The organism is Plantactinospora sp. KLBMP9567, assembly GCF_033446045.1.
Classification (GTDB): domain Bacteria; phylum Actinomycetota; class Actinomycetes; order Mycobacteriales; family Micromonosporaceae; genus Plantactinospora.
Genome location: NZ_JAWQRR010000060.1, coordinates 16,017 through 40,764, shown reverse-complemented (window position 1 = coordinate 40,764; position 24,748 = coordinate 16,017). Strand labels below are relative to the sequence as shown.

At 69.1% G+C, this 24,748-nt stretch carries 20 protein-coding genes and 2 pseudogenes; 12 read left to right on the top strand and 10 right to left on the bottom strand.

The annotated features are described in order from the left end of the window. Nucleotides 1–14 precede the first annotated feature (14 nt). From R6Y94_RS41675 to R6Y94_RS41665, 3 genes are read right to left on the bottom strand one after another with little or no spacing between them, the layout of a single operon-like run. Entirely contained in the window at nucleotides 15–791 is a 777-nt protein-coding gene (locus R6Y94_RS41675; protein WP_318402575.1) for an ABC transporter permease, read from the bottom strand. Then, entirely contained in the window at nucleotides 788–1,669 is an 882-nt protein-coding gene (locus R6Y94_RS41670; RefSeq protein WP_318402573.1) for an ABC transporter permease, read from the bottom strand. The genes R6Y94_RS41675 and R6Y94_RS41670 overlap by 4 nt, the downstream gene beginning before the upstream one ends. Beyond that, nucleotides 1,666–2,631, bottom strand: coding sequence for an ABC transporter substrate-binding protein (locus R6Y94_RS41665; protein ID WP_318402571.1), 966 nt, complete (start codon nucleotides 2,629–2,631; stop codon nucleotides 1,666–1,668). Before R6Y94_RS41665 ends, R6Y94_RS41670 begins: the two co-directional genes overlap by 4 nt. 228 nt (nucleotides 2,632–2,859) lie before the next feature. Between R6Y94_RS41665 and R6Y94_RS41660 the strand changes: the two genes are divergently transcribed. The 12 genes and pseudogenes from R6Y94_RS41660 to R6Y94_RS41610 all read left to right on the top strand — a co-directional run bounded on the left by R6Y94_RS41660 (nucleotide 2,860) and on the right by R6Y94_RS41610 (nucleotide 13,189). Further along, nucleotides 2,860–3,693, top strand: a complete 834-nt coding sequence (locus tag R6Y94_RS41660) for a CoA transferase subunit A (protein WP_318402569.1) — start codon at nucleotides 2,860–2,862, stop codon at nucleotides 3,691–3,693. After that, complete coding sequence (locus R6Y94_RS41655; RefSeq protein ID WP_318402567.1) at nucleotides 3,690–4,499, top strand: CoA-transferase subunit beta; 810 nt, start codon at nucleotides 3,690–3,692, stop codon at nucleotides 4,497–4,499. Before R6Y94_RS41660 ends, R6Y94_RS41655 begins: the two co-directional genes overlap by 4 nt. An 88-nt stretch (nucleotides 4,500–4,587) precedes the next feature. Continuing rightward, nucleotides 4,588–5,388 (top strand): IclR family transcriptional regulator C-terminal domain-containing protein, encoded by an 801-nt coding sequence (locus tag R6Y94_RS41650; protein ID WP_318402565.1) that lies wholly within the window; start codon nucleotides 4,588–4,590, stop codon nucleotides 5,386–5,388. Nucleotides 5,389–5,407: 19 nt separating this feature from the next. Beyond that, complete coding sequence (locus R6Y94_RS41645) at nucleotides 5,408–6,607, top strand: MFS transporter (protein WP_318402563.1); 1,200 nt, start codon at nucleotides 5,408–5,410, stop codon at nucleotides 6,605–6,607. 495 nt (nucleotides 6,608–7,102) lie between these two features. Beyond that, on the top strand, nucleotides 7,103–7,696 hold the full coding sequence (locus R6Y94_RS41640; protein WP_318402561.1) for a hypothetical protein: 594 nt from the start codon (nucleotides 7,103–7,105) through the stop codon (nucleotides 7,694–7,696). A 25-nt stretch (nucleotides 7,697–7,721) separates the two neighbouring features. Next, nucleotides 7,722–8,738, top strand: a complete 1,017-nt coding sequence (locus tag R6Y94_RS41635) for a PaaX family transcriptional regulator C-terminal domain-containing protein (RefSeq protein WP_318402559.1) — start codon at nucleotides 7,722–7,724, stop codon at nucleotides 8,736–8,738. A 690-nt stretch (nucleotides 8,739–9,428) separates the two neighbouring features. Then, nucleotides 9,429–10,043, top strand: a pseudogene (locus R6Y94_RS41630) (IS5 family transposase); the annotation flags it as partial. Nucleotides 10,044–10,065: 22 nt separating this feature from the next. After that, nucleotides 10,066–10,311, top strand: a complete 246-nt coding sequence (locus R6Y94_RS45500) for a hypothetical protein (RefSeq protein ID WP_412102999.1) — start codon at nucleotides 10,066–10,068, stop codon at nucleotides 10,309–10,311. A gap of 42 nt (nucleotides 10,312–10,353) precedes the next feature. Then, nucleotides 10,354–10,818 (top strand): SRPBCC family protein, encoded by a 465-nt coding sequence (locus tag R6Y94_RS41625; RefSeq protein ID WP_318402555.1) that lies wholly within the window; start codon nucleotides 10,354–10,356, stop codon nucleotides 10,816–10,818. Between the two features lie 21 nt (nucleotides 10,819–10,839). Next, nucleotides 10,840–11,232: pseudogene (locus R6Y94_RS41620) on the top strand (hypothetical protein). Nucleotides 11,233–11,648: 416 nt separating this feature from the next. Further along, nucleotides 11,649–12,149 carry a SigE family RNA polymerase sigma factor gene (locus R6Y94_RS41615; RefSeq protein WP_318402553.1) on the top strand — a complete coding sequence of 167 codons (501 nt, stop codon included), beginning with the start codon at nucleotides 11,649–11,651 and terminating at the stop codon, nucleotides 12,147–12,149. A 170-nt stretch (nucleotides 12,150–12,319) separates the two neighbouring features. Then, the gene (locus R6Y94_RS41610) at nucleotides 12,320–13,189 is read left to right on the top strand and encodes a hypothetical protein (RefSeq protein ID WP_318402551.1); all 870 of its coding nucleotides are present in this window, start codon (nucleotides 12,320–12,322) and stop codon (nucleotides 13,187–13,189) included. A gap of 771 nt (nucleotides 13,190–13,960) precedes the next feature. On the opposite strand, the gene R6Y94_RS41605 is transcribed toward R6Y94_RS41610, so the two are convergent. The 7 genes from R6Y94_RS41605 to R6Y94_RS41575 form a co-directional block, all read right to left on the bottom strand. Then, nucleotides 13,961–17,509 (bottom strand): hypothetical protein, encoded by a 3,549-nt coding sequence (locus R6Y94_RS41605; protein WP_318402549.1) that lies wholly within the window; start codon nucleotides 17,507–17,509, stop codon nucleotides 13,961–13,963. 243 nt (nucleotides 17,510–17,752) lie between these two features. Beyond that, entirely contained in the window at nucleotides 17,753–18,829 is a 1,077-nt protein-coding gene (locus tag R6Y94_RS41600) for an alginate lyase family protein (protein WP_318402548.1), read from the bottom strand. Between the two features lie 134 nt (nucleotides 18,830–18,963). After that, entirely contained in the window at nucleotides 18,964–19,278 is a 315-nt protein-coding gene (locus R6Y94_RS41595; RefSeq protein WP_318402546.1) for a hypothetical protein, read from the bottom strand. Nucleotides 19,279–19,638: 360 nt separating this feature from the next. Further along, on the bottom strand, nucleotides 19,639–21,825 hold the full coding sequence (locus R6Y94_RS41590) for a glycoside hydrolase family 36 protein (RefSeq protein WP_318402545.1): 2,187 nt from the start codon (nucleotides 21,823–21,825) through the stop codon (nucleotides 19,639–19,641). Further along, nucleotides 21,822–22,772, bottom strand: a complete 951-nt coding sequence (locus R6Y94_RS41585; protein WP_318402659.1) for a family 43 glycosylhydrolase — start codon at nucleotides 22,770–22,772, stop codon at nucleotides 21,822–21,824. The genes R6Y94_RS41590 and R6Y94_RS41585 overlap by 4 nt, the downstream gene beginning before the upstream one ends. A gap of 50 nt (nucleotides 22,773–22,822) precedes the next feature. After that, a complete protein-coding gene (locus R6Y94_RS41580) occupies nucleotides 22,823–23,770 on the bottom strand; it encodes a carbohydrate ABC transporter permease (RefSeq protein WP_318402543.1) in 948 nt (315 codons plus the stop codon). Then, nucleotides 23,767–24,741: a sugar ABC transporter permease gene (locus R6Y94_RS41575; RefSeq protein ID WP_318402541.1), complete on the bottom strand. Its 975-nt coding sequence runs from the start codon at nucleotides 24,739–24,741 to the stop codon at nucleotides 23,767–23,769. Before R6Y94_RS41575 ends, R6Y94_RS41580 begins: the two co-directional genes overlap by 4 nt. Nucleotides 24,742–24,748: the final 7 nt, after the last annotated feature.

Sequence of the window (24,748 nt, the reverse complement as noted above, 5' to 3'; positions counted from 1 at the left end):
GGCGGCACAGCCGTTCACGACGACCGTTGCGTGCGTCGCAGCCCGTGGTACCAGGCCAACGCCCGGGCCTCCACCGCCCGGAACACGAGCGAGAGGACGAAGCCGAGCAGACCCAGCAGCAGGATGCCGCTCCACATCTCAGGAATGGCGAAGGTGCGCTGAAACTGCACGATGGCGAAGCCCAGGCCGTTGCTGGCGGCGAACATCTCGCTGATCACCATCAGGATGATGCCGATGGAGAGCGCCTGCCGGGCACCGGCGAAGATCTGCGGGCTCGCCGAACGCAGCACCAGGTGGCGCAGCCGCGCAGCGCCACGAATGCCGTACGACCGGGTCGCCTCCGCCAGCACCCCGTCGACCGCCCGTACCCCCTCTACGGTGTTCAACAGGATCGGCCAGACGCAGCCGGAGACGATGACCAGCACCTTCATCCCGTCGCCGATGCCGGCGAAGAGCATGATGACCGGCACCAGAACCGGTGGCGGGATGGCCCGGAGGAACTCCAGCACCGGCTCGGCCGCCGCGCGGACCCGGCGGTAGGAGCCGATCACCACGCCGGCGGCCACCCCGAACACCAGCGCGGCCAGGTAGCCGGCGGCGAGCCGGGCCAGGCTGGGCAGCACGTCGTCGGTAAGCCGCTGCCCGGTCCAGACCTCGCCGAAAGTGCCCAGAATGCTGCGCAGCGGCGGGAAGTAGAAACTCTCACTGCCGGCGGAGGCCGCCCACCAGGCGGCGAAGAGCACCGCCGGCAGCCCGACGGCCAGGCCGATCTGGCGAAGTGCGCGGATCACAGCACGACCTCCCCACGGACGGACTGGTGCCAGGACAGCAGGCGCCGCTCCACCAGCCGCGCACCGATGTTGATCAGAACGCCGAGTAGGCCGGTCACCACGACCAGGGCGTACATCGCCGGCACCGCGTTGGAGATCTGGGCGACGGCGATCCGGGACCCCAGCCCCGGCGAGCCGATGATCAGCTCGGCGGTGATGGCGAGTACGAGTGCCACGGCTGCGGCCAGCCGCACGCCGGTCATCACGTACGGCAGTGCGGTCGGCCACAGCACGAACCGGATCCGGGCCCACCGGCCCAGGCCATACGACCGGGCGGTCTCGTCCGCGACCGGGTCGACGTCCTGCACGCCGTAGAGCACCTGGATGAGCACCTGCCAGAACGCGGCGTAGACCACCAGCAGTAGCGTCGAACGCAGATCGGTGCCGTACAGCAGCACGGCCAACGGGATCAGCGCTACCGAGGGAATCGGGCGGAGGAACTCGATCGAGGAGGCGGTGATGGCGCGCAGGTGCGGAACCACCGAGATGAGCACTCCGACCGCGATTCCCGCCGCGGTGGCGATCGCCAGGCCGAGCATCCAGCTGGTGAGCGTGTCGACGACAGCGTCCCAGAACGCCGGTTCGGTGGCCTCGGCGGCGAGCGCCCCGGCGATCCGGCTGGTGGGTGGTAGGTAGTTCGCGGACACCAGTCCGATCCGGGGCAGCACCTCGAGCACGCCGAAGAAGACGACGAGACCGGCGAGGCCGTACCCGAGGGTGGCGCCGGACCGGCTGCGCCGTGGGCTGCCGCCGACGGTGGTGGGGACGGCGGCGGTCATGGCGCCGGGGACGGCGGCGGCCGGAGCCGTCCCGTCCCCGGCGGGGTCGGACATTGTCATGAGAACAGCTTGTCCAGGTCGGGCGCGGTGTCAAAGAGGCCGTCCTGCTGGCCGAGCCGGGCCAGCGCCTCCAGCGAGGCCCGGTTGTAGTCGGCCGGCCACTTCGGCAGCGTCAGGGCCGCCACGGTGGCCGCGTCGATCTGGGTGTAGGTACCGATGATCCGTCGTACCTCGTCCGGGTTGCTGTCGGCGTACGCCAGTGACTCCTGCATCGCCTCGACGAACCGCTTGACCAGGTCCGGGTTCTCCTGTGTCAGCTTCGTGGAGGTGAAGTACAGCGCGACGGTGAGATCGGGTGCCACGTCGACGAAGTTCGACGCGACGACCCGACCACCCTTGGCCTTGACTGCGGACAGTGACGGTTCCACCACCCAGGCCGCGTCCACCTGGCCGCCGTCGAGCGCGGCCGGCATCTGCGGGAAGCCGATCTCGACGAACTGCACCCCACTGGGGTCTCCGCCTGCCTTGCGGACCGACTCGCGTACCGAGGTGTCTCCGATGTTCTTGAGCGTGTTGACGGCGACCTTCTTGCCAGCGAGGTCCTTCGCCGACTGGATCGGGCTGTCGCCGCGGACCACGATCGCGCCGAAGTCGGCGCCCGCCTGCCCGGTGGAGGCCACTCCGTTGACCACGGCCTTGACCGGCACGTTCTCGGTCTGCGCCACCATCAGCGACGTCACGTTGCTGAAGCCGAACTGGAACTGACCGCTGAGCACGCCAGGCACGATCGCCGCTCCGCCCTGCCCGGTCTCCAGGGTGAGCTCGATGTTTCGGTTGCTGAAGAAGCCCTTGTCCTTGCCGAGGTAGATGGGGGCCACGTCGACGATGGGAATGACCCCGACCTTGACGCTGACCGGACCGTCGTTGCCTGCCGTACCGTCCGACGGGTCCGAGGACCCGCAGGCTGCGGTCGTGACCACGAGGGCCGTGGCGACCGCGAGCCCGGTGATGAGACGACGCATGAACCCTCCTAGATGAGCCCAGGGCCACCGTGCTTGATGCGCACGATCGTTCTCAGAGGGAACGTACGGGCCGCCTCGTGTTTGGTCAACGGCTCATGTCGAAGTCGTTACAGCGGCCCACGCAGCACTTCGACGCACCGAGGACGAGGGTTTGACGGTCGCCGACGCTTGCCCGTACTGTCGCTACCCAGCGAACTAATGTTCATATGGCGCACAAAGGAGCCCTGGATGGGGGAGATCGCGAGCCTGCGTGATGCCGTCGCGGCCCTGGTGCACGACGGCGACATGGTGGCGCTGGAAGGATTCACCCATCTCATCCCGGTGGCAGCTGGCCACGAGATCATCCGCCAGCGCCGCCGGGACCTCACCCTCGTGCGGATGACGCCGGACATCGTCTACGACCAGATGATCGGCGCCGGCTGCGCCCGAAAGTTGATCTTCTCCTGGGCCGGGAACCCCGGCGTGGGATCGCTGCACCGGTTCCGCGATGCCGTCCAGAACGGCTGGCCGGCGCCCCTGGAGATCGAGGAACACAGCCACGCCGGGATGGCCAACAGGTATGTGGCCGGGGCGTCCGGACTGCCGTTCGCCGTGCTACGGGGATACTCCGGCACCGACCTGGTCGAGCTCACCGACACGATCAAGCCGATCACCTGCCCGTTCACCGGAGAGACGCTGACCGCCGTACCCGCGCTGAACCCGGATGTCGGCATCGTGCACGCCCAACGGGCGGACCGGTCCGGGAACGTCCAGTTCTGGGGCATCACCGGAGTCCACAAGGAGGTACTCCTCGCCTCCGCCCGCTCACTGGTGACCGTCGAGAAGATCGTCGACCGGTTGGAGGACCGCCCAGGCGCCGTCGTCCTCCCGCACTGGGCGATCACCATGGTGGCCGAGGTGCCGGGCGGTGCCCACCCCTCGTACGCCCACGACCACAGCGACCGGGACAACAACTTCTACGTCGCCTGGGACACCGTCAGCCGCGACCGCGAAACGTTCCGCCGATGGCTCGACGAAACCGTGTTCGGGACGACCAACGCTGATGGAGGCATGCCACGATGACCCTGCACGTCTCCACCCAGTCCTCGTCACCAACCCCCGCCTGGACCAGCGAGGAGATGATGGTCGTCGCGGCGGCCCGGGCGCTACGCGACGGCGCCCGCTGCTTCGTCGGCATCGGCCGACCCAGCGTCGCGGCGAACCTGGCCCGCCGGATGCACGCACCCAACCTGGTGCTGGTCTACGAGTCCGGCACCATCGGCGCCAAGCCCACCCACCTGCCACTGTCGATCGGCGACGGCGTGCTGGCCGCGACCGCCGACACGGTGGTCTCGGTACCGGAGATGTTCAACTACTGGCTCCAGCCTGGCCGGATCGACGTCGGCTTCCTCGGTGCGGCGCAGATCGACCGCTACGGCAACATCAATACGACGGTCATCGGCTCCGACTACCACCGCCCCAAGGTCCGGCTGCCCGGTGCCGGGGGCGCACCCGAAATCGCCGCGTCGTGCCGGGAGGTGTTCGTCGTCGCCCGGCACAACCGGCGCACGTTCGTCGAGCGCGTCGACTTCGTCACCTCGGTCGGCTACGGCCAGGGTCCGGGCGACCGGGAACGGCTCAATCTCCGCGGCCGCGGGCCGGTCAGGATAATCACCGACCTCGGCGTGCTGGAGCCCGACCCGGTCAGCCGCGAACTGACCCTTACCCAAATCCATCAGGGCGCGAGCGTCGAGCAGGTGCGCGCGGAGACCGGCTGGTCACTGCGCGTGGCCGACACGTGCGACACCGTACCTCCCCCCACCCCCGCCGAACTCGCGACTCTGCGCGAGCTGCACGCGGCGGCCGGCCCCGGCGGCGACCAGGGCTGACGGCCGAGATACCCCGAGCCGTCGTCCAGCGGAGCGGCGAGGCATGCCGGCTACGCTGACCCGATTAGCAGGACCGCATGGAGGACCGATGACCGAACCAGCACGCGAGCCTCACTTCGTGCAGTCCCTGGAACGTGGGCTGGCGGTCATCCGCGCCTTCGACGCCGCACATCCCGAGTTGACGTTGAGTGAGGTAGCCCGGGCCTGTGCCATCACTCGCGCCGCCGCCCGGCGTTTCCTGCTCACCCTCGCCGATCTCGGCTACGTGCACAGCGACGGCCGCATGTTCCGGCTCAGCCCCCGGATCCTGGATCTGGGTTACGCATACCTGTCCAGCATCGGCCTGCCGGAGATCGCCCAGCCACACCTTCAGCACCTGGTCCAGGAGGTGCACGAGTCGTCCTCGGTCTGCGTACTCGACGGCGACGACATCCGCTACGTGGCCAGGGTCCCGACCAGCCGGATCATGACCGTGTCGATCACCGTCGGCACCCGGTTCCCGGCCTACCTCACATCGGTCGGCCGGGTCCTACTGGCCTACCTGCCGGAACAGGATGTCGAACTTCACCTCAAGCGCGTCCGGTTCGAGCGGCCCACCGCCCGCGCCATCGCCTCGGCAACACTGCTCCGCAACGAACTGGGGCGGGTACGCGACCAGGGTTATGCCATCGTCGACCAGGAACTTGAGGAGGGGCTGCGTTCAGTCGCCGCACCGATCCGGGACCGCAACGGCACCATTGTCGCGGCGGTCAACATCCCGGTGCACGCCAGCCGCAACTCCATCGAGTCGATCCGACGCGACCTGATACCGCCACTGCTGGCGACAGCCTCTCGCATCGAGGCTGACCTGAGCCTGCTGCCCCAGTACGTTAGCAACGCGCGCGCCTGACCCGTACCGACCAGCCAGCATGACATCGCCCCACCGGCCCGGCCCGTCACCGCTCCCCCGATGGCACCGACCCCTGCTTGTCGCCGGAATTGTCCTCGCCGCGCTCAACCTGCGTCCAGCCCTGGCCGGCGTCTCCCCACTGCTCGACCAGATCATGGCCGAGTTCCGGCTGAGCCCGGCCGCCGGCGGTCTCGTCACCACAGTCATGGTCGTCTGTCTCGGGGTCGCCGCGCCGTTCACCGCCCCGGTGGCACACCGGCTGGGGCACGAGCGCACCCTGCTGGCCTGCCTGGCGCTGCTCGCTGCGGGAACCCTGCTCCGCAGCGTCGGCGGCCAGGTCACGCTGTACTTGGGTGCGGCGGTCGCCGGATCCGCCATCGGAGTACTCAACGTGCTGATGCCAGCACTGGTACGACGACACTTCCCCAGCCGGGTCGGACTGCTCACCGGGGCCTACGTGAGTGCCCTCGTGCTCGGCGCGGCGCTCGCGGCCGGTCTCACCATACCGCTGCAACATGCCATCGGCGCCGGCTGGCGACCGGTCGCCGCAGCGGGCGCTCTGCTGGTGGTACCGGCCCTGCTGGTCTGGCTACCGTGGGCACACGGCCAAGTCAGCGAGCCGTCGATCCGCCGTCCGTTCCGAACCCTGCTCCGGACGCCGATCACCTGGTACGTCACCGGCTTCATGGGACTACAGTCGCTCACGTTCTACACCGCACTGGCCTGGCTACCGACTATCTACACCGACGCCGGACTCGCCCCCACCGAGGCGGGTTTCCTTCTCGGTCTGGCCAACCTGACACAGATCGCCACCACCCTCACCGTTCCGGTCTTCGCGGCGCGGGCCCGCACCCAGCGCGGATACGTGACAGCGGCGGCCGTACTCACCATCGCCGGATATCTGGGAACGCTCCTTGCCCCGGGCTCGGCGAGCTGGCTGTGGGCGATACTGCTCGGCCTCGGTCAAGGGGCGTCGATCGCGCTGGCCCTGCTACTCATCGCACTGCGCGCGCCCGACGCCGGCACGGTCACCGCGCTCTCCTCGATCGCCCAATCGATGGGGTACGTCCTAGCGGCAACCGGACCGGTGCTTGTCGGCGCACTGCATCAGGCGTCCGGAGAATGGGCAGTGCCGCTCGGCAGCGTACTCGTGCTCCTGGTCGCGCAGCTCGCCGTCGGGCTGAAGGCCGGGCGGCCAGGCACGGGGAGCACCGGTTAGCCGGTCGTTCGCATGTCGACCAACAATCGACAGGCGGTTGGCCGCCGGGCCCCACGGCGCCGGACCCTAGGCCACAGCACCGAGCCGCCGGCGGGTAGTCGCGAGGGGTCCTGTCGCATCGGGTGGAGGTGTAACCACTGCTGAGCGGACCCAGGTCGCAAAAGGCCGAGATTCGTCACAACCAAGGTCATCAGCGGCGCTGACGATGCCGACCAGGCACCCACCTCCGCCAATCAGCCCGCTGATTTGCCTCATCGCAACGCGCCAGCGGGATCCGATCACGCCGGTGCTACTCGAAGCCGTGGGGAGCATCACCCGACAGAGAACGAGGTACCTCCAGGCATAACGGTAAGAACCGCCGTCGGCGGTGGCAGCGATCACTGCGGTAACCACACTCACGTTCGTCGGCGCCGCGGTAGCTGGCGCGCGGCTGGTACCGGCGGCGGCGACGTTGCCGTCGCCGCGGCGCCTGCTGGCTGCGGCAAGGCGCCGACATTGACGAGCGGAACCCACTCTTTGCAGAGCGGCGGTACGCAACGCAGCTACATCCTGCGGCTGCCCGCCAACTACGACAGCAGCCATCCCCACCGTCTAATTTTTGGCATCCACTGGTTTGGCGGCAGCGCCAGCTACGTCGCCAACGGCAATATGATCCAGCCGTTCTACGGGCTCCAGGCTCTGGCCAACAACAGCACGCTCTTCGTCGCACCCCAGGGCCTGACCAGCGGTGGGCTCAGCGGCTGGCCCAACACCGGTGGCCAGGACGTGACCTTCATCGACAACATCATCCGGACGATCGAGGCGGATCTCTGCATCGACACGTCGCAACGGCGCGGCCTGCAGCGTCACCTGACCGGGGTCGAACTCCTGCGGCGGGCCCCACGTGGGGCCCGCCCTGCAGGGCGTCCCGGCCCAACGGGCGGTGCGGCCGTCACGGTCGGAGACCCTAACCCCGCAGGCCAAAAGGGCTTCGTCCTGATTCCAGAGGGGTCGCGTCGACCATCTGCAACACCCACCGGTACCGGTCCCACAGCGGCGACGACTCGACAAGCCGTCTGGCCGCATACCGGAGGTCGTCCAGTCCGCTGACTGTCGCTCCGCTGCCGAACCCGCCATGGCCGAGGACCGCCTCAATCGAGTGCGATATGTCCGCGCCCGACCCTACGAGACATCGTGGGCTGGCAATATAATCTCCGGATGCGCGCCGCTCCCGATCATCCGTTCATGGCCGACCGCCGGCCTGGGCATGGCTGAACCCGATACCGGCACCGCCTCTCCCAGCCCGACCGGCAATGCGTCGCGCGAAAGGTTCGTCCTTTCCCGCCGCTACGCAGCGGGCACCGGCGGGACACGCGGTCTGTTGATCACTGTGCTCGGCGACTACGTACGACCGGCCAGGCGGCCCGCCCCTACGTCGGCCTTCATCGACGTACTGGGTCGCCTCGGCGTTGCCGAGCCGGCCTGCCGACAGGCACTGTTCCGCGCGTCGGCCGACGGCTGGCTTGTCCCTATCAGGGACGGCCGTTACAGCTGGTGGCGGCTGAGCCCGGGATTCGAACACTTCCTGGACCTGGGCGCGAGTCGGATCCTCGGCTTCACCGCCACCCAGCCGGACTGGGACCGTCGCTGGTTGACCGTGCTGGCCCGGGTGCCGGAGAGCAACAGGGCGGCCCGGCACCTGCTGAACACCCGGCTCGGCTGGGCCGGCTTCGGCCGACCGGCCCCCGGGGTTTGGATCAGCACCCACACCGACCGGGTCAAGGAAGCCGAACTCATTCTTCAGGAGGCCGGGGCGCACGAGCAGGCGCAAATCTTCCTGGCCGAACACCTGGGCGGTGCCGACCTGTCCAGCCTGGTACGCCAGGCGTGGGACCTCGAGACCATCGAGCGGGCGTACGACTCGTTCATCGCCGATTTCAATCGCCAACCCTCCGCTGATCCCCTCGTTCGCTTCACCCGGCTGGTGCACGCGTGGCGACGCCTGCCGCTGATCGACCCTGCGCTCCCCAGTGAGTTGCTGCCCGACCGCTGGATCGGCGCCCGGGCGGCACGCCTCTTCCACCGTCAACACAGTCGCTGGCAACCGGCCGCGACCCGGGAGTGGGGACGCATCAGCCGACAGGCCGGCTGAGCCGAGGACATGCCCGCACTCTGGAACTCCTGATCCGGAGCGGCCCCGGCCGGGCTCGCACCGTCGCAGACCTGCCGGATGCGGCAAGCGTCCCAACTAACAGTGGTGGCGCCCGTCGCCACAGGCGAACAAACCCTACGTGCGACGTACGAGCAGGCGTGCAGCGCTGAGCGCCGTACCGGGCTGACCAGCCATCAGTCTCTCGCTGCCCTTACGGAACCTCGGCAACGACCAACGCCTTGTGCGCTATGCGAACGGACGTACCTACTGCAGCCATGGGTCGATTGTGGCAATACTCATCCGTGGACGTCGATTGCACCAGGACGGGGGATGTGCCGGTTGACGGACTGTCCGTCGGTGATCTGATCATGGCTCGACGGCAGTTACTCAACTTCAAGCAACTCGCCGAGCGTCAACAACGCCAGGGTACGGCCACGGATTGAAGACCAGACGCGCTTCTGACAGTTCCGCAAGCGGGCAATCCCGCTCACTCGGGAAGTGGCGGGCGCGAGAGGCTGGCGGGCATAAGGTCGGCTCGACGCGGTGACCTTCGCGAGACCAGGACGGGCAGGACATGGATCAAGGCATCCGCGACGAGGTGCTCGGCCGGCTGGCTGAGTGAGTGTTTGAGAAGGGGCACGTCGGACTCGGCGTGTGGCTGATGGTCGTGGATGCCTCGTTGCCCTCGGCATGCCCCGCAAGCGTCGGTACCCGTCCGATCTGACCACCGCCCGGTGGCGCCACATCACCGGCCTGCTCCCACCACCGCGCCCAGGCGGACGGCCGGAGAAGCACTCCCGCCAGGCGATCGTGGACGCCATCCTCTACGTCGTACGTACCGGCTGCTCCTGGCGGCAGCTCCCGGCCGACTTCCCGCCGTGGCAGACCGTCTACTGGTACTTCGTCCGCTGGGAACAGGACGAGGTAACCCAACGGATCCTGGACCACCTCCGCGAACAGGTCCGCCTCCAGCAGGGCCGCAACCGACAGCCGTCCGCCGGGATCATCGACTCCCAGAGCGTCAAGGCCGCCGACACCGTGGGTCGGGACAGCCGCGGCTACGACGCCGGCAAGAACATCAACGGCCGCAAACGGTTCATCGTCACCGACACCCTCGGCCTCATCCTCGTCGTCATGGTCTGCGCCGCCAGCGTCCAGGACCGCGACGGCGCCAAGACCACCCTGCTCAGCCTCTACCTGACCACACCGGTCGGGTTCGTCCTCGCCGACGCCGGCTTCGCCGGCCGCCTCGTCGACTGGGCCACCCGAATCCTGACCACCACCCTGCACATCATCCGCAAACCCGCAGGCCAGAAAGGGCTTTGTCCTGATCCCCAGACGGTGGCCGGTCGAGCGGACCTTCGCCTGGCTCACCGCACACCGCAGGCTGGCCCGCGACTACGAACGCGGCCCCGCCACCTCGGAGGCGATGATCCGCTGGGCCGCGATCAACACCATGGTCCGTCGCATCGCGCGTGGTGAGCCTGCTGCCCGCCAACAGCGTTGGCACTGGCCCGACAGCCCACGATCTCGCCGGGCAGGTGAACATGTGGTCCCGCGCACGAGCCACTGATCCCAATGGTGCAGTAAGGTCACGCCGCCATACCCTCACCCGGTGCGCCACCTCGAAATCATCACCGCGATTGCCGCGCCAGCCGAGCTCGTGTTCGACACCTCGCTTGCCGTCGATGTCCACACCGCCTCCATGGCAGCCAGCGGTGAACGGGCCATCGGCGGTGTGACCACCGGAGAGCTGAAGCTCGGCGACGAGGTGACCTGGCAAGCACGACACCTGGGCCGGTCTTGGAGGATGACCTCACGGATCACCGCCTACACCCGGCCAAGGTACTTCGTCGATGAACAGATCTCCGGACCGTTCGCCGTGTGGCAACATGCCCACTACTTCGAACCGCAGGCCAACGACGCAACGCTCATGCGCGACGTCATCGACTTCGCCGCACCGTACGGCCTACTCGGCCGGCTCACCGAAGCCCTGCTACTCGACCAATACATGACCAGGCTCATCACAGTCCGAAACCAGCACCTCGCAACGATCTGCCAAGCCAACCCATCGACATAGGCCTCCCTGCCGACACCCGAGATGACTTCTCAAACACGCTCTGGGGCAGTCGGGTCCGTCACAGTCGCACACCCGACGCGGGTTGCCATCGACGGACCGCCCGCCGCCGGCAAGACCACCCTCGCCGACGAGCTGGCCGTCGTGCGCACACAGGGCCGCGACGTCATCCGCGCGACGATCGACAACTTCCTCTTCCCCCGGGCACAGCGCTATCCGCGCGGCGAGAAGACCGTGGATCGTGCCGTGATCCGAGAGCGCCAGGTGTCAACTCGGGCCGAAGTCGAACGGCGCTGGCGCGAGCGTTACACCCCGCCAACAGTTCTACTTCGCTACGGTCCGCCCGACCCATCACGCCGACATCATCGTGCACAACGACGAGCCCAGCAGCCGGCCTGGGAGACCCGAACACACTGACCGTCAGCTCGGCAAGCAGAGCGTCCATGCTGTCGGAGGTGAACTACGGACGCTGACGGATGCCACCGCCCCTGCGACCGGGAGCGGTTGTTCGAGCTGTTCCGCTCGCGAGGCTGGCGGTGCGGGTAGAAGCCTCCGCGACGAGGTGCTTGGCCGGCCGGCGTCAGCAGCGAAGCTCACTGGCTTGCCCGTCCACGACAGGACTCCCGGCGCCGCGATCGTCGTCCAATGGCCAGGCGTGCCGGCCTGAGCGAGCACGCCGTGCACCGCTCTGCGGCCACTTCCGGGCAAGCGCCGATGAACAGGTACGCCTTGATCACGGTCGGGCGACGGTGGCTGTCTCGTCGTGGCCCGTGTCAACAGGCCCGGAGGCCCGATGCGTTCCTCCAATGACGCGAACGATAAGGAGGCGCCGTGTGACATTCGACGAGTTTGTGACGACGAGAGGCCCGAGCCTTGTCCGTCTTGCCCGGCTGCTGTCCGGTGACCGGCACCGGGCTGAGGATCTGGTCCAGGATGTTCTGGCCCGAGCGTACGTCCACTGGCGGCGGATATCCGCGACCGGTCGGCCAGATGTGTATGTACGGCAGATGCTGGTCAACGCGAACCGATCGTGGTGGCGGCTGCGCAGGAACCACGAGATGCCGTACGGGGACTCGACCCGTGAAGAGGCGGTCGCCAGTGGGGATTCCGTGGTGATCGAGCGAGACCGGCTATGGCGGATGGTCCTGACCCTGCCCTACCGGCAACGGGCCGTGTTGGTGCTGCGGTACTACGAGGATCTCGACGACGCCGCGATCGGAGAGATCCTCGACTGCTCCCTCCCCACGGTCCGTACCCACGCGATGCGGGCACTGGCCAAACTCCGTGACCTTGGCGCCCAAGAACTAGCCACCGAAGTCGGAGGAATACGATGAGCATCGATGAAGACCTGCGCCAGAGCATGGCCGTCCAGGCCGACGGTCTGGTCGACGTCGGGCACCTCCTGGGCCAGTCGACGAGCCGGGGCCGAACGCTGCGTCGACGTCGCCGTGCGGCGGTGACACTCGCCGTGGTGGCGGTACTCGGCGTCGGAATCGGTGGACCGGTGGTGCTCTGGTCCACATCTGGCCGGCCGGGCCAGGGCGTCGGCCCGGCCGGAATCGACGGGCAGGACGCTGCGGGAATGCCGATGCCACCGCCCGTCCCTGGCAGACCGACGGTTCTGGATGACCCGGGCGTGCTCGGCAGCGATCCGACGCTCCTGCATCTCTCGGTCGAGGCCATGCCGCCCGGCTTGGCCCTCCAGACGGCATCACCGGCGAACGACCCTGCTTCGACGGCTGCCTGGGCCAGCTTGGCCGGATCGGAGTACCTGAGCCTCGGCAGCCCGATCGCGGTGGACTTCTGGGCTGGTCCCAGGGCGCTCGAACAGAAGCGCGGCTTCACCAAGCAGGGTGAGGTTACCGTCAACGGCAAGCCGGCCGAGTCCTACGTCGCCACATGGCAGCGGTTGATCGTCTGGCAACCCGTGGCCGGCGTCTGGGTCGCGGCACGGGGCATCAACGGGACCACCGAGGAGGCGCTCATCGCCGCGGCCTCGATGCTCCGGTTCGATCGGGTCAGCTCATGCGCGGTGCGGTTCGCGGCCGCGGCCGCGCCACCCACAGCAGCGTTGTCGCGCTGCGACACGAACGTGACCGACGAGGGCATCGCGAGTGGTGGTCGGCTGGTCTACAGCCGGGCCGACGGCTCGGTCCTGGACATCCGTGACCGCGGCGGGGAGCCGTCCGGCGAGACTCCGAACGCCAGCGTGGCGGGACACCCGGCGCATTGGCAGACCGGAGATGTCCAGGGGGTCGAGGGCGACATCCTCACCGTCGACATTCCGGGCGGTCGGAACGTCCTGATTCTCGTCACGGGAAGTTTCACCCGCGCCGAGGCCGAGGCGTTCGTGGCTGGGCTGACTTGGCCCTAGCCAGCCACGACTCCGGGGGCCGGCCGCTGGCTGGTCCCCGGTGGCCAGACGCCGTGTCCACCGGAGTGGCGCATATGTCGGGTGGGCTTGACCTGGTTTGACGGACATCCCAGATCAGAGGGGCTGCATGTTCCTCGGGAGGATGTTCATCATGGAAGGCATAAGCCATACCGGCCGGTCCTTCACGTCCAGCGGGCCGCAGTATTTACATCAGCCACGGAGGCATCTAACGGCGGGGCGAACCCGCTGGACTGATCAAGAATGACACTGGAACGAACGGCTCTGGTGCACTTCCAGTGGTAGCAGATGATAGGGGCCGCCTCTGATCTCGGCCAGGCCCTTCATCCGGCCGATGAGCGAGTATCCCGGATGTGCTGTGCCCTCAGCTTTCCAGCGACGTCGGGGGCCGCAGCGGTCTCGTAGGCGACCCCGGCACCACGTCGGGGTTTGTCCCTGACGAACTGGTCGATGATCGGCTGGTTGCCGATCAGGTCCCCAATCCCGTCGAGGACGTTCAGCTCGATCGGCTGGGTCGGCCGACCGACCAGGGCCGGCGCCCCGTCTTTCCTTGCCGACGGCCACGAGTGGCAGTCGGACGGCAGCGAGACAAGGGAGAGGCACTGATCCGGCGTGGTCCGGGTTCCGCGCCAGGACATCGCGCCACCGCAGGCACCGGGCCGCCGGCGGTCCGACGCGGCGAGCGCGGGCCGGAGCCCGGCCGGTCAAGTGTGGCTGACCGACCGGGCTCCGGTGTGAGGTCGCCCTGTCGCGTCAGCGGCGCTCGAGCCCTGCGAGCGCCTCCTGCAGGTTCTGCACCGCGGCGTCGACCCGGGCCTGGTCGGCCGCGTCGTCGTCTGCGACGGGGACCGCCGCCGTGCGTGCGGCCACGAGTGCCGTCCACGACTCGGCCGTCCAGTCGTCCTGGTCGAGGTCGGCTGTCTCGTCCAGGTACAGGTCGAGCGCGGTCTTGTCGACGGTGCTGGTGACGAGCTGCACCTCGGCGATGTTGGTGTTGCCGGTCGTGGAAACCAGCCGCAGTGCGGTCGTGTCCGACGCCGACGTCAGGGCCAGCTGGTTCCACCCTTCCTTGGCGCCGGTGAACGTGGCCAGATCGTGCCAGCTTCCGCCGCCGTCCGCGGAGCCCTGCAGCCGCATGCCCTCGGCCCGGCCGGCGTAGCCGGAGCGCGGCAGGTAGCGGACGGCCTTCACGTGCAGGGTGGTGCCGTCCGGCGGCACGACGCTGACCCATCCTGCGGCCTGCTGGGTGTCGGTGAAGGTCGCTGGGTCGCCGTCGAACATCGCCCAGCCGTTGGCTGCGGCGTCCTTCGTGCCGTCCCACGACGGGGTGCTGGCGGTGACCCAGGACCGGTCGACGTCGGCCGTCTGGTACGGCGGCGGCGTCAACAGATCCCAGGCCGCCAGAACCCGGACGGCGAGCGCCCGGGTGTCGGCACCAGGTTCGGCTGCCGCGGCACGGACGGCGTCGATCTCGCGGATGAACAGGACGGCGGACGCCCGGGAGTAGTCGGACAGGTCCTGCGCCGTCGCCTCGTCGAGCAGGCCGTCCAGGTCGGCCTCGCGTCGGTCGCCGTCGATCCGCAGGTCAGCCATGGAGAAGATCACGCCGGTCGGCTCGTCGGCCTGCAGCTTGAGGTACCGGAACCACTGGTCGCGGGCCTGCGCCCGGACCGGGATCATCTCGATCTCCACGTCGCTCCCCTCCGTGGGGCGCTCGGTGAGCAGGGTCCACGTGGCACCGTCGTTCGAGCCGTAGGCGTTGGCGCCGTGGGAGCGGTCGGGGAAGGTGTCGCGAGCCAGCCAGCCGATCGCGTCGGCCCGGTAGCGGTAGCCGGCACCGAAGTCGAGCAGCACGCTCGGGCGGCGGATGTCGCCCCAGAACGTCTGGTTGTCGCCGTCGACGATCGCGGCGAGCGCGGCCGCCGAAAGGTCCGGCGACGTCACGATCCGCGAGTAGTCGAGCGTCCCGTCGGCCAGGCGCGGCTCGAGCAACTGGAGGCCGGCGACGGCGACCCGCAGGTCCTCCAGCAACGCGCCGAACTGCGCCGAGTCCGTGCCGGCGACGGCGGCCTCGGCCGCGGCGCGGGCCTCCGCGACCGGTTGCCAGGTCGTCGTGGTGTACACCTCGCGGTCCCGCAGGTCCTCCGTCAGGGCGTCGATCGCCGCCGGACGGTTGCGGGCGACGGTGACGCTCACCGGCAGGGTGCTGTCGGCCCTGTCATCGGACGCGACGACGAGGAACTCCGACGTCCCCCGCTCCTTGCCCTTGCCGCGCGGAAGCCACGTCAGCATCCCGTCCGGGGCGAGCCGGACGCCGTTCGGCGCTCCCTGCAGGCTGAGCTCGTACGTGCCGTCGGGGTCGCTGACGGCGATCTGTCGGCGGTAGGGCTCCCCGGCGACGGCGACGACGTCGAGTGCCGCGCCGTCGCCGAGCACCGGCGGGCTCAGGGTGCCGTTGGCGTCGGCGAGCAGGGCAGCGACGTCGATGTGGGCGTGGGACCCCTGGGCCGTGAGGTAGACGATGTTGTCGCCGATGCGCGGCACCTTCGCGGTGGAGACGTCCATCCAGACGTAGCGCCACCGCCCGTGGGTGTCCGGGACCTCGATCGTGGCAAACGGCTCGTCGCCCGAGGTGCGGGCTGCCTGGAGCGTGGCGACGCCGTTGGTCCGGACCTTCAGGCCGACCAGCGCGGTACGGGAGCGGTCCGGCCAGACGGCGCGGCGCACGGCGACCGTCGCGTCAGACTTCTGCGCCTTGAGCCGGACGAACCCCGTCCCGTCGCGGTCGGTGAGGTGCTTGGCGCCCTTGCCGAGCGTGTGACCGAACTGCTGCAGGCCCAGCTCGGGCCCGACCGCCGCCGGGACGGTGACGTCCTGCTCGGCGAGCTCGGGCGGGAACGCGACCCAGTACTCGGCACCGGTGAAGTCGGAGCCGGACTCGTTCCAGAAGTTGGCCAGGCCCGACCCGGAGTAGTACAGCGGGCCGTCGCGGTGGGCGTACGTCTCGGCGACGAACGGCGCCTCGCGCTCGACGTCGACGCCCGCCACGTACTCGTACTGGAGGTACAGCTCGGACATCGGCTCGCGCACGCGCCCGCGATAGCCCTGGGCGAGCTTGCCCTGCCCGCCGGACGTGTCGACCCAGGGCAGATCCTCGCCCATCATGAACGCGTAGAACACGTCGCCGCCGGCCAGGATCCGGTTCCCGAGGAACTCGTACGGGCTGACGGCGTCCGCTGCGGTCGACACGGTGCCGTGGACCGGGTGCAGCCGCGTGCCCTGGTTGTTCACCACGCGGGCGATCGCGGTCAGCAGGTCGATGTCGCCCTCGGCGTGCGCCTGGTCGCGCCCCATCTCCATCACCTGGACGAAGTCCCTGCCCGTGGTGTTGCCCGGGTCGTCGGCGTCGATGATTCGCACGAGGTCGGCCAGGGAGCCGCTGACGTCGCCGCCGTTGATCGGGATCTCCGGAGTGTACGTGGAGTTCACCGTGAACCACTCGACGCGCTCGGCGTACAGGTCGGCGTCGTCGGTGAAGATCGCGGCGGCGATCATGCCGATCACGCCGTACAGGTGCTGGTTCCACAGCCGGTTCTGCGAGAACAGGAACGTGTCCAGCACAGGGTGGATCAGGTTGTCCTCGATCCGCTGGGTGTCACGGTCGGTCCAGCGCAGGTCGTAGCCGTCCAGGGAGTCGTGGGCGGGTTCGGTCGACCGGAGGATCTCGGCGGCGACGAGCGTCTGGTACAGCGGCACGCCGGTGTGGATGTGCGCGTCGGTGAAGTACCGGTACCGAGTCGGGTCCAGGCTGCTCCAGGTGCGGACCACGTGCAGGGCGTTGGCCCGGTGGACCTCGTCCCCGGTCACCAGGTACAGCAGCGCCTGCGTCATCGCGCCGATGCCGTCGGTGTGCTGCCGCGAGCGCATGCTCGCGTTGTCGTACGCGGTGGCGGTCGGTGTCTCGTCGGTCGGGCCCTGGATGGAGGCGCGGAAGTCGACGGCGGCGTACCGCGTCTGCCGCATCGCGTCGTAGTAGCTCGCCCACGGCTGCACGCCCGCGAGCACCTGGGTCCGCATGTTCTCCAGGTTGTCGGCCGTCAGTCCGACCCCGGGGTGGGAGAACCCGGCCTCGCCGGTGGTCCGGTGAATCTCGACCAGATCTGCGGCAGCCGGGGCGACGGCGGCCGGCGGCGGTCCGGCGGCGGCCGGCGACGGCACCACCAGCCCTCCGAGGGTCACGACCGCCGCGGCGACCGCCGCGGCGACCGCCGCGGCGATCCGGGCCTTACTGGCTTGCTTCATCGCGCAGTCCTCTCTCGGCCGACGGCGAGTCCACGTCGTCGCGACGGCGGAACCGGTCCCTGCCATTCACCTCGCGGTGCTGTCCCGCCTCCGCACCGGTCGGTGACCCGCAGCCGCAGCAGCCGGGCCGACAGTGGGGCGGGGGTTTGACGAACGAACCGGCCGCCACTGCCAGCCCGGCCGAGGCCAGGAGCGTCCGACGGTTCAGCGTCGTGCTTGATTCCCTCTGAACTGGATGACCGGTTATTTGGCGTACATGAGAGTGCCGAAACCGAGCTCGTCGTAGCCGCCACTGTTTGGGCCGTAGTCACCGCCGCCGCCCTCGGGGGCGGCAAGGTCGTAATACATGGCGGAGATGTACCTGTCGTCGAGGTACAGCCGACGGTTGTAGTGGAAGTGCAGTCGCGCCCACACCGGCCGGACCTGTCCGCGCGATGCCGAGGAGATAACCCTCTGCGTCACCCCTTCACAGTTTGCGTACGTTGTGTAGGGCACGGTCATCCCCAGGTTGTACCTCGCGACGTACTGTGCGGCTTTCATGAAGCGGCGGCCGTCGTACGAGTAGAGATCGTCGCCCTGGTTCCAGGCCATCTCGCAGATGGCGCCCATCAGACCCATGCCCATGATGGAGTGAGCCTGATCGCGGCCAGACTCCTGCCACTGGCCGAGGTCGAGGCCGTCCACATTGGCATACAGGAACGGGACCGCGTGCCTGATCGCGCCGCTGCCCAGGCCCTGCTTGAAATAGGTCACGGCTTCGTCGTACCTGGCGCCGTCGTCGGTGAGGATTCCGATGGCCATGAGCGAGGCCATGTTGCACAGATCCCAGTTCGCCCAGTAGTGGGAGTCGCAGGTGTCGTTGTGGCGCACGAGGAAATCGTGGTTCCACACGGCGAAGACGTCCACCATCATGTCCTGGAAGCGCCCGAGGTCGAAGCCGTCGTAGCCACGCATCAGTTCGGCGACGTTCGCGAACTGCCAGCCGTAGATGCCGAGGGCCAGGTACCGGTTCGAGTCACCATCGATGTAGGTGAGCGTTTCTGACCAGGCGTTCAGGATGTCCCGCGCTGTGTCGCCGTTCGCTCGCGTCCCGGCGACCTTCCAGCGCAGGGCGTTCTGGTAGGCGGCGGCGATGTCGTTGTAGAGGATCCCGTAATTCCCGCCGGTCGCGCTGCGGACGATCGTCCCCTGCGGGTTCGGCCGCCAGCCGCTGGACGAATGGGAATTGGCGGTCAGCCGGTTCCAGCCGGACCGCCACGGATCGTCGCCCGCAGCCACCCGCGCCTTGGCCCGGTTGATGTCACCCCAGTTGTGCAGCATACCGGGATGGGTGAACGTGGGCGGTGCGGCGCTCGCTGTCTTCTCTCCGAGCACTCCGGCGGCGACTCCGGCTGCGGCGACACCAACCGCACCGTGCAGGACACTCCGGCGACTGATTCGGTTTCGGTCATGACTCATTGCATGCCTCCATTCGCGTATCGGCCGAACATGAGGTTGTACCCGTGCTCGTTCGCGTACAGGGAAGGAAATCCGACGTGAGATACCATTACGGTTTCTGCATGATTGAGCTCGCCGTTGATGACCAGGTTGTCGAAGGTGACGTCGGTGATCGTGCGGTCCTCGTCGTATCCGGCCAGGATCGACGGGTTGGCGTGCGTGCCGTCATAGCTCGGATTCTTGCCGTACCCATATACGTGGTTGAATGTTGCGACCGGATCGCCGTCGAACATCGCCCGGCCGTTGGCGCGGTGTCCTTCGTGCCGTCCCACGACGGGGCGCTGCCGGTGACCCAGGACCGGTCGACGTCGGCCGTCCGGTACGGCGGCGGCGCGAGCAGGTCCCAGCCCGCCAGGACGCGGACGGCGAGCGCCTGGGTGTCGGCACCGGGTTCGGCTGTCGCGGCACGGACGGCGTCGATCGCGCGGGTGAACAGGACGGCGGACGCCTGAGAGTAGTCGGACATGTCCTGTGCGGCGGCCTCGTCGAGCAGGCCGTCCAGGTCGGCCGCGATCCGGGCCTTACTGACTTCGCTTCATCTCACGCTCCTCTCTCGGCGCGGCGTCGAGACCACCTCGGCCCGACGGTGGAACCGGTCCATGCCATTCACCTCGCTGTGCTGTCCCACCTCCTCACCGGTCGGTGACCTGCAGCCGCAGCAGCCGGGCCGACAGCGGAGCGGGTAGCTTGACCTCCACCGCCGTCCCGCCGTCGACGACGGCTGCCGCCTGACTGCCCCAGGTCGGGAACAGGACCTCGACCCCGCCGGCCGCGCTCAGGCCGGGCAGCGGCACGCGTAGTGCCTCCTCCGTTTGCCCGCCGCCGACGGCCGGGCGCCGCCACACCGCGAGGTACAGGTCGGCATCGTCGCGGGCGCCCTGGACGATCCACGGGTCGCGCCATCCCGGCAGGCCGAGCGGCCACACCGGGACGGAGCGCGCCGTGGCCCGTCGCACGTCGCGGTGCGCCGCGAGGGCCTGGCGGACGATCTCGCGCTGCCCGGCGTCCAGGGTGTCGATCCGGCCTGCGAGGTGGACCCGCGAGAGCAGCGCGGTGACGAGCGAGAACGCGATCTCCTCAGCGGTCATCGCCCCGTCGACCGACGCCCACACCCCCGCCTGCTCGGGCGCGATCGCCAGCGGCGCGGCCGCCGCGACCGGCGGCATGAGGCGGAAGTCCTGCTGGTCGGTCAAGGACTGGATGGGGAACACCGCCCCGCCGGCAGCGTCGGTGCGGGACCCACCGGCCGCGCACCCCTCCACGACCAGGCCCGGGTGCCGGTCCATGACGGCAGCAACCCAGGAGAGCATCGCGCGGCCGTGCTCCAGCAGCCCGTTGCCGACCGGCTGCCCGGTTCCGGCGTCGGTGCCTGGCCCGATGTCGACGTTGTAGTCGAGCTTGAGGTAGGCGAGGCCGAAGTCTTCAACGAGGCGGTCGACGACCCCGTCGAGGTGGGCACGGGCTGCGGGGTGGCGCAGGTCGAGCTGATGGCGTCCCCACTCGGTGACCCGGTGCCCGTCGCGCTGGAAGAACGCCTCGGGCGGCAGGGTCCGGGCCACCGGGCTGCGCTCGCCGACGACCTCGGGCTCGAGCCACAGGCCCGGCTGCATGCCGAGGTCCCGGATGCGGTCGATCACCGTGCCGAGGCCACCGCCGGGGAACCGGTTGGTCGACGGCTGCCACGCGCCGACCGAGTCCCACCAGCCGCCGAACTCGTCGTCGTACCAGCCGGCGTCGATCACGTAGCACTCGGCGCCCAGGTCGGCCGCCGCCTCGACGAGAGGCAGGACACGGTCCGTCGTCGGGTCGGACATGAGTCCGTTGAGGAAGTCGTTGTAGACCACCGGCAGGCGGTCGTGGTCCGGGTGCGCCCGGCGCTGGCGACGCCGGTCCGCGGTCAGGGCAGCGCCGAGCGCGCCCAGCGTCGCCGTACGGCCGTGGGGGTGGCCGGGGACAACGGCGAGGCCGACCGGAACGGTGTCGAACGAGGTTCCGGGCCCCACCCGTCCGGCCCACTGGTGCTCGGCCGCCGTCGGGCCGGTCACGAGCAGGTAGACGTCCCCGTACCGGTCGCCGAGCTCGGCGTGCCAGGCGCCGTTGGTCTCCGCCTGCCAGGCCACCATCCGCCCGGTCCGGGTGTCCTCGACGATGCCCTGCGCCAGGTGCTCGGAGGTCGACCAGGCACCGGTGGAGGTCAGCGCGACCCGGTTCTTGGAGCCGATCTGCCCGTAGCGGACCATTCCGACGTCGACCAGGCCGCGCTCGGCGAGCGTGGCCCGGTGCCAGCGGAACTCCCCGCTCCACGGGTTGGCCGCCTGCCAGACGCCCAGGTCGTTCTCCCAGCGCGCCCCGTGCCCCAGCCCGCCCAGGGCGCTGGTGGTCGCGTGGTCCAGGACCGCCTCGCGGACGGCGGTGACCCGCGCCCGGGACCGCACCACCGGGATGCCGTCGGCGGCCTCGTAGGCGACCGTTGCCCGCAGCCCGGTCCCGTCCTCGGCGACGTCCAGCTCCAGGCGCGAGACGTTCCCGTCCCGCAGCTCCCGGTGCCCCGTCAGCCGTAGCCGCTGCGCCGCTGCGCCGTCGACGTGCCGTTTGCCGGCGGTGCCCGTCCTGCCGTCACCGAGGACGGCGACCTCCAGGACCGGCAGGGCGGAGCGGCGCAGGCCCGCCAGGTCGGGCCGGGCCTCGGACGTGTGCCAGAGCGCCACGAGCCGGGGCGCCGCGTCCGGGCCGTGTGCGACGGCGAGCCGGACGACGTCGTTGCCCCACTCCAGGTATTGCTCGTCGGCATCGGGGAGGCCGGGCAGAGTGACGGTCACGCGATCACCCCGGTGACCGGGTCGATCGTCCACCGATCGCGCCACACCAGCTCGGCCCGGCCCTCCTCGATCCGCAGGGGTAGCCATACCGGCGCCGAGTGGTACAGGTCGTCGGGATCCCACCGGTCGCCGACGTACACGTGGCTCGTCGTCTCGCTGCCGTGCACGGGCACGACGACGGAGACCTGGGAGTCGTACGTCGTCGACCCGGGCGGGGCGAAGTCCCGCCACTCGCCCCACGGTCCGGCCGGGGACGGTGCGGTGGCGTACTGGTTGTCGTTGCTGGCCCAGCCGGTCAGCTCGGACCCGAACAGGTAGTACCGGCCGCCGGCCTTGACCATCGTGGGCGACTCGTAGCCGTGGGGCCCGGCCGGGTGGTTGCCGGGAGCGGTCAGGGTCGTGGCGACGGTCTCCTGCACCGACAGCAGGTCCGGGGCGAGGCGGTAGACGTGCAGGCCGTGCTCACGGTCCTCGCTGAGCAGGTAGCCGGTGCCGTCGTCGTCGGCGAAGACGCCGATGTCACGGCTGAGGTTGCCCAGCGGTCGCTCCGAGCGCAGGTAGGTGTACGGACCCTGGGGCCGGTCGGCCACCGCCCACCCGAGGCGGGCGTCGGAGTAGTCCGCTGAGTCGACGTGGAGCAGCATCACGTATGCGCCAGCGGGGTTGCGCAGCACCTTGGGCCGTTCGACCACCCGCCCGGGTGCGAGGTCGCCGATCGTTTCGTCGACGTCGAGCGCGTGCCCGTGGGACGTCCAGGTCGCCAGGTCCGGCGAGGAGTAGCAGGCGACGCCACCGAACGTCCCGCCGTGGGTCTTGTCCTCGCCCCAGGCCCAGAAGACGCCGTCGTACCGCTGGATGCCGACACCGTGCAGCTGGGCGACCTCGCCGTGCTGGTCGACGAAGAGCCTGCCGGGCGCGACAACCCCGCGCGGGGCGTACGAGGGCACGGTCAAGGGAAGCCTCCGGGAGAGGGTGGGAGCCGATGACGGGTGGGGCGTCACTTGAGGGAGCCGATGGTCACGCCCGAGCGCCAGTACCGCTGCATGGCGATCATCAGCAGGACCATCGGGATGGTGGAGACCAGAGAGCCTGTGATGACGAGGCCCGTGAGGTCGTACTGGCTGTCGATCCCGCGCCGCAGCCACGAGTACAGGCCCAGCATCACGGGCCACTTGTCGGCGCCCTTGAGGAACACCAGAGGCCACATGAACGTGTTCCAGGTGGCGACGAAGTGCAGCAGGAAGATCGTCGCGCCCGCGGTTGACATCATCCGGGCTCCCATAAGGAAGAAGATCCGGTACTCCCCCGCCCCGTCGATCCGCGCGGCCTCCATGAGCTCGCTTGGGACGGCGCCCTCGGCGTAGACCTTCGCGAGGTAGACCGAGAACGGCCCGAACATGCCCGGCAGGATCATCGCCCAGATGGTGTCGTAGAAGCCGATCCTGGTGAACAGGATGAAGGTGGGAACGATGAGCAGGCTGCCGGGAATCAGGAACGAGCCGATGATGAGACCCATCGTCAACCCGCGCCCGCGATAGCGGTACTTCGCGATGCCGTACCCGGCAGCGAGCGCGACAGCCGTCAGGCCGAGTGAACTGAGTCCCGAGTAGACCACCGTGTTCCACAGCCACCGCGTGAAGATGCCGTCCTGGTAGGTGAACAGCGCCTGCAAATTCTCGACGAGGTGGAACTCGGTGAACCACATGCCATTGCTGCGGTAGAGGTCGCCCCGGCTCTTGGTCGCCGAGACGAGGAGCCACCACAGCGGTGCCACGGCGTACAGGGCAAGTAGCACCAGGACTCCGAGCACGACCCACCGGGAGGAACCGCGGGCCACAGCGGCGGACGAGCCGTCGGTACGACGGCGACGGCGCCTCGTCGGCACCGCGACACCCCCGTCGTGCGCGGCGGGCACAGTCGCGTCGGTGAGGGTCGCGTCGCTCATGGTTGCTCCTTGTTCATCACGCGGTAGATCACGGCCGACGCCGCACCGACCACGAGGGCAAAAATGATCGACAGTGCTGTGGCGTAGTTGAGGTTGCCCACCTGGAACGCCTGGTTGTAGATCATCATCGCGGGGGTCAGGTCTTTGCTGATCGCCTCCGGCGCCACCGCGCGGAAGAGCAGGGGTTCGTTGAACATCTGGAGTGTTGCGATGATCGACAGCAGCGAGGTCAGGACGAGCGATCCACGCACGAAGGGCACCTTGATCGACAACGCCAGTCGAAGCTCGGACGCGCCGTCGAGGCGCGCGGCCTCGAAGATCTCGTGCGGCACGGACTGCAGCGCGCCGTAGAGGATCAGCATGTTGAACCCGAACGCACCCCACAGCGCAAGGTTGCCGATCGAGACCCAGAACAGGTCGGCGGAATAGAAGTTCAGGTGAAGACCGAACAGGTCGAAGAACTGGGTCAGCGGCCCTACCGCCGGACTGTACTGGTAGATCCAGATCAGCGTCGCGATGATCCCGGGGACCATGTACGGCAGCAGAAGCACGACGCGGAACCGTGCCGCTGTCCGCCTCCGCGCAGCGTCCAGCAGCAAGGCGGCGCCCAGACTGAGGAACTGGGTCACTGGTACAGCGATCAGCGCATAGAGGAACACGCGCAGCATCCCGTTCCAGAACACCGGGTCCTGGACGCCGGCCACGAAGTTGTCCAGCCCCACGAAGGAGATGGTCTGGCCCCCGAAGCCCAGTCCCGACGACTTCGTGGCGAACACGCTCTCGCGTAGCGCCATGACGACGGGCACCAGCACGAAGAGCGCAAACCCGGCGAGGAACGGGAACGTCAGCGATGCCCCCTTCAACGCCTCGGCAGTGCGCCAGCGCAGGCGTGGCCCGCGGAGGGAGACACCGGGACCGCCCTCGTTCCGGCTGATGGTCCCGGACGCGGTCCGGTCGGTGATGGCGGTCATCGGCGTC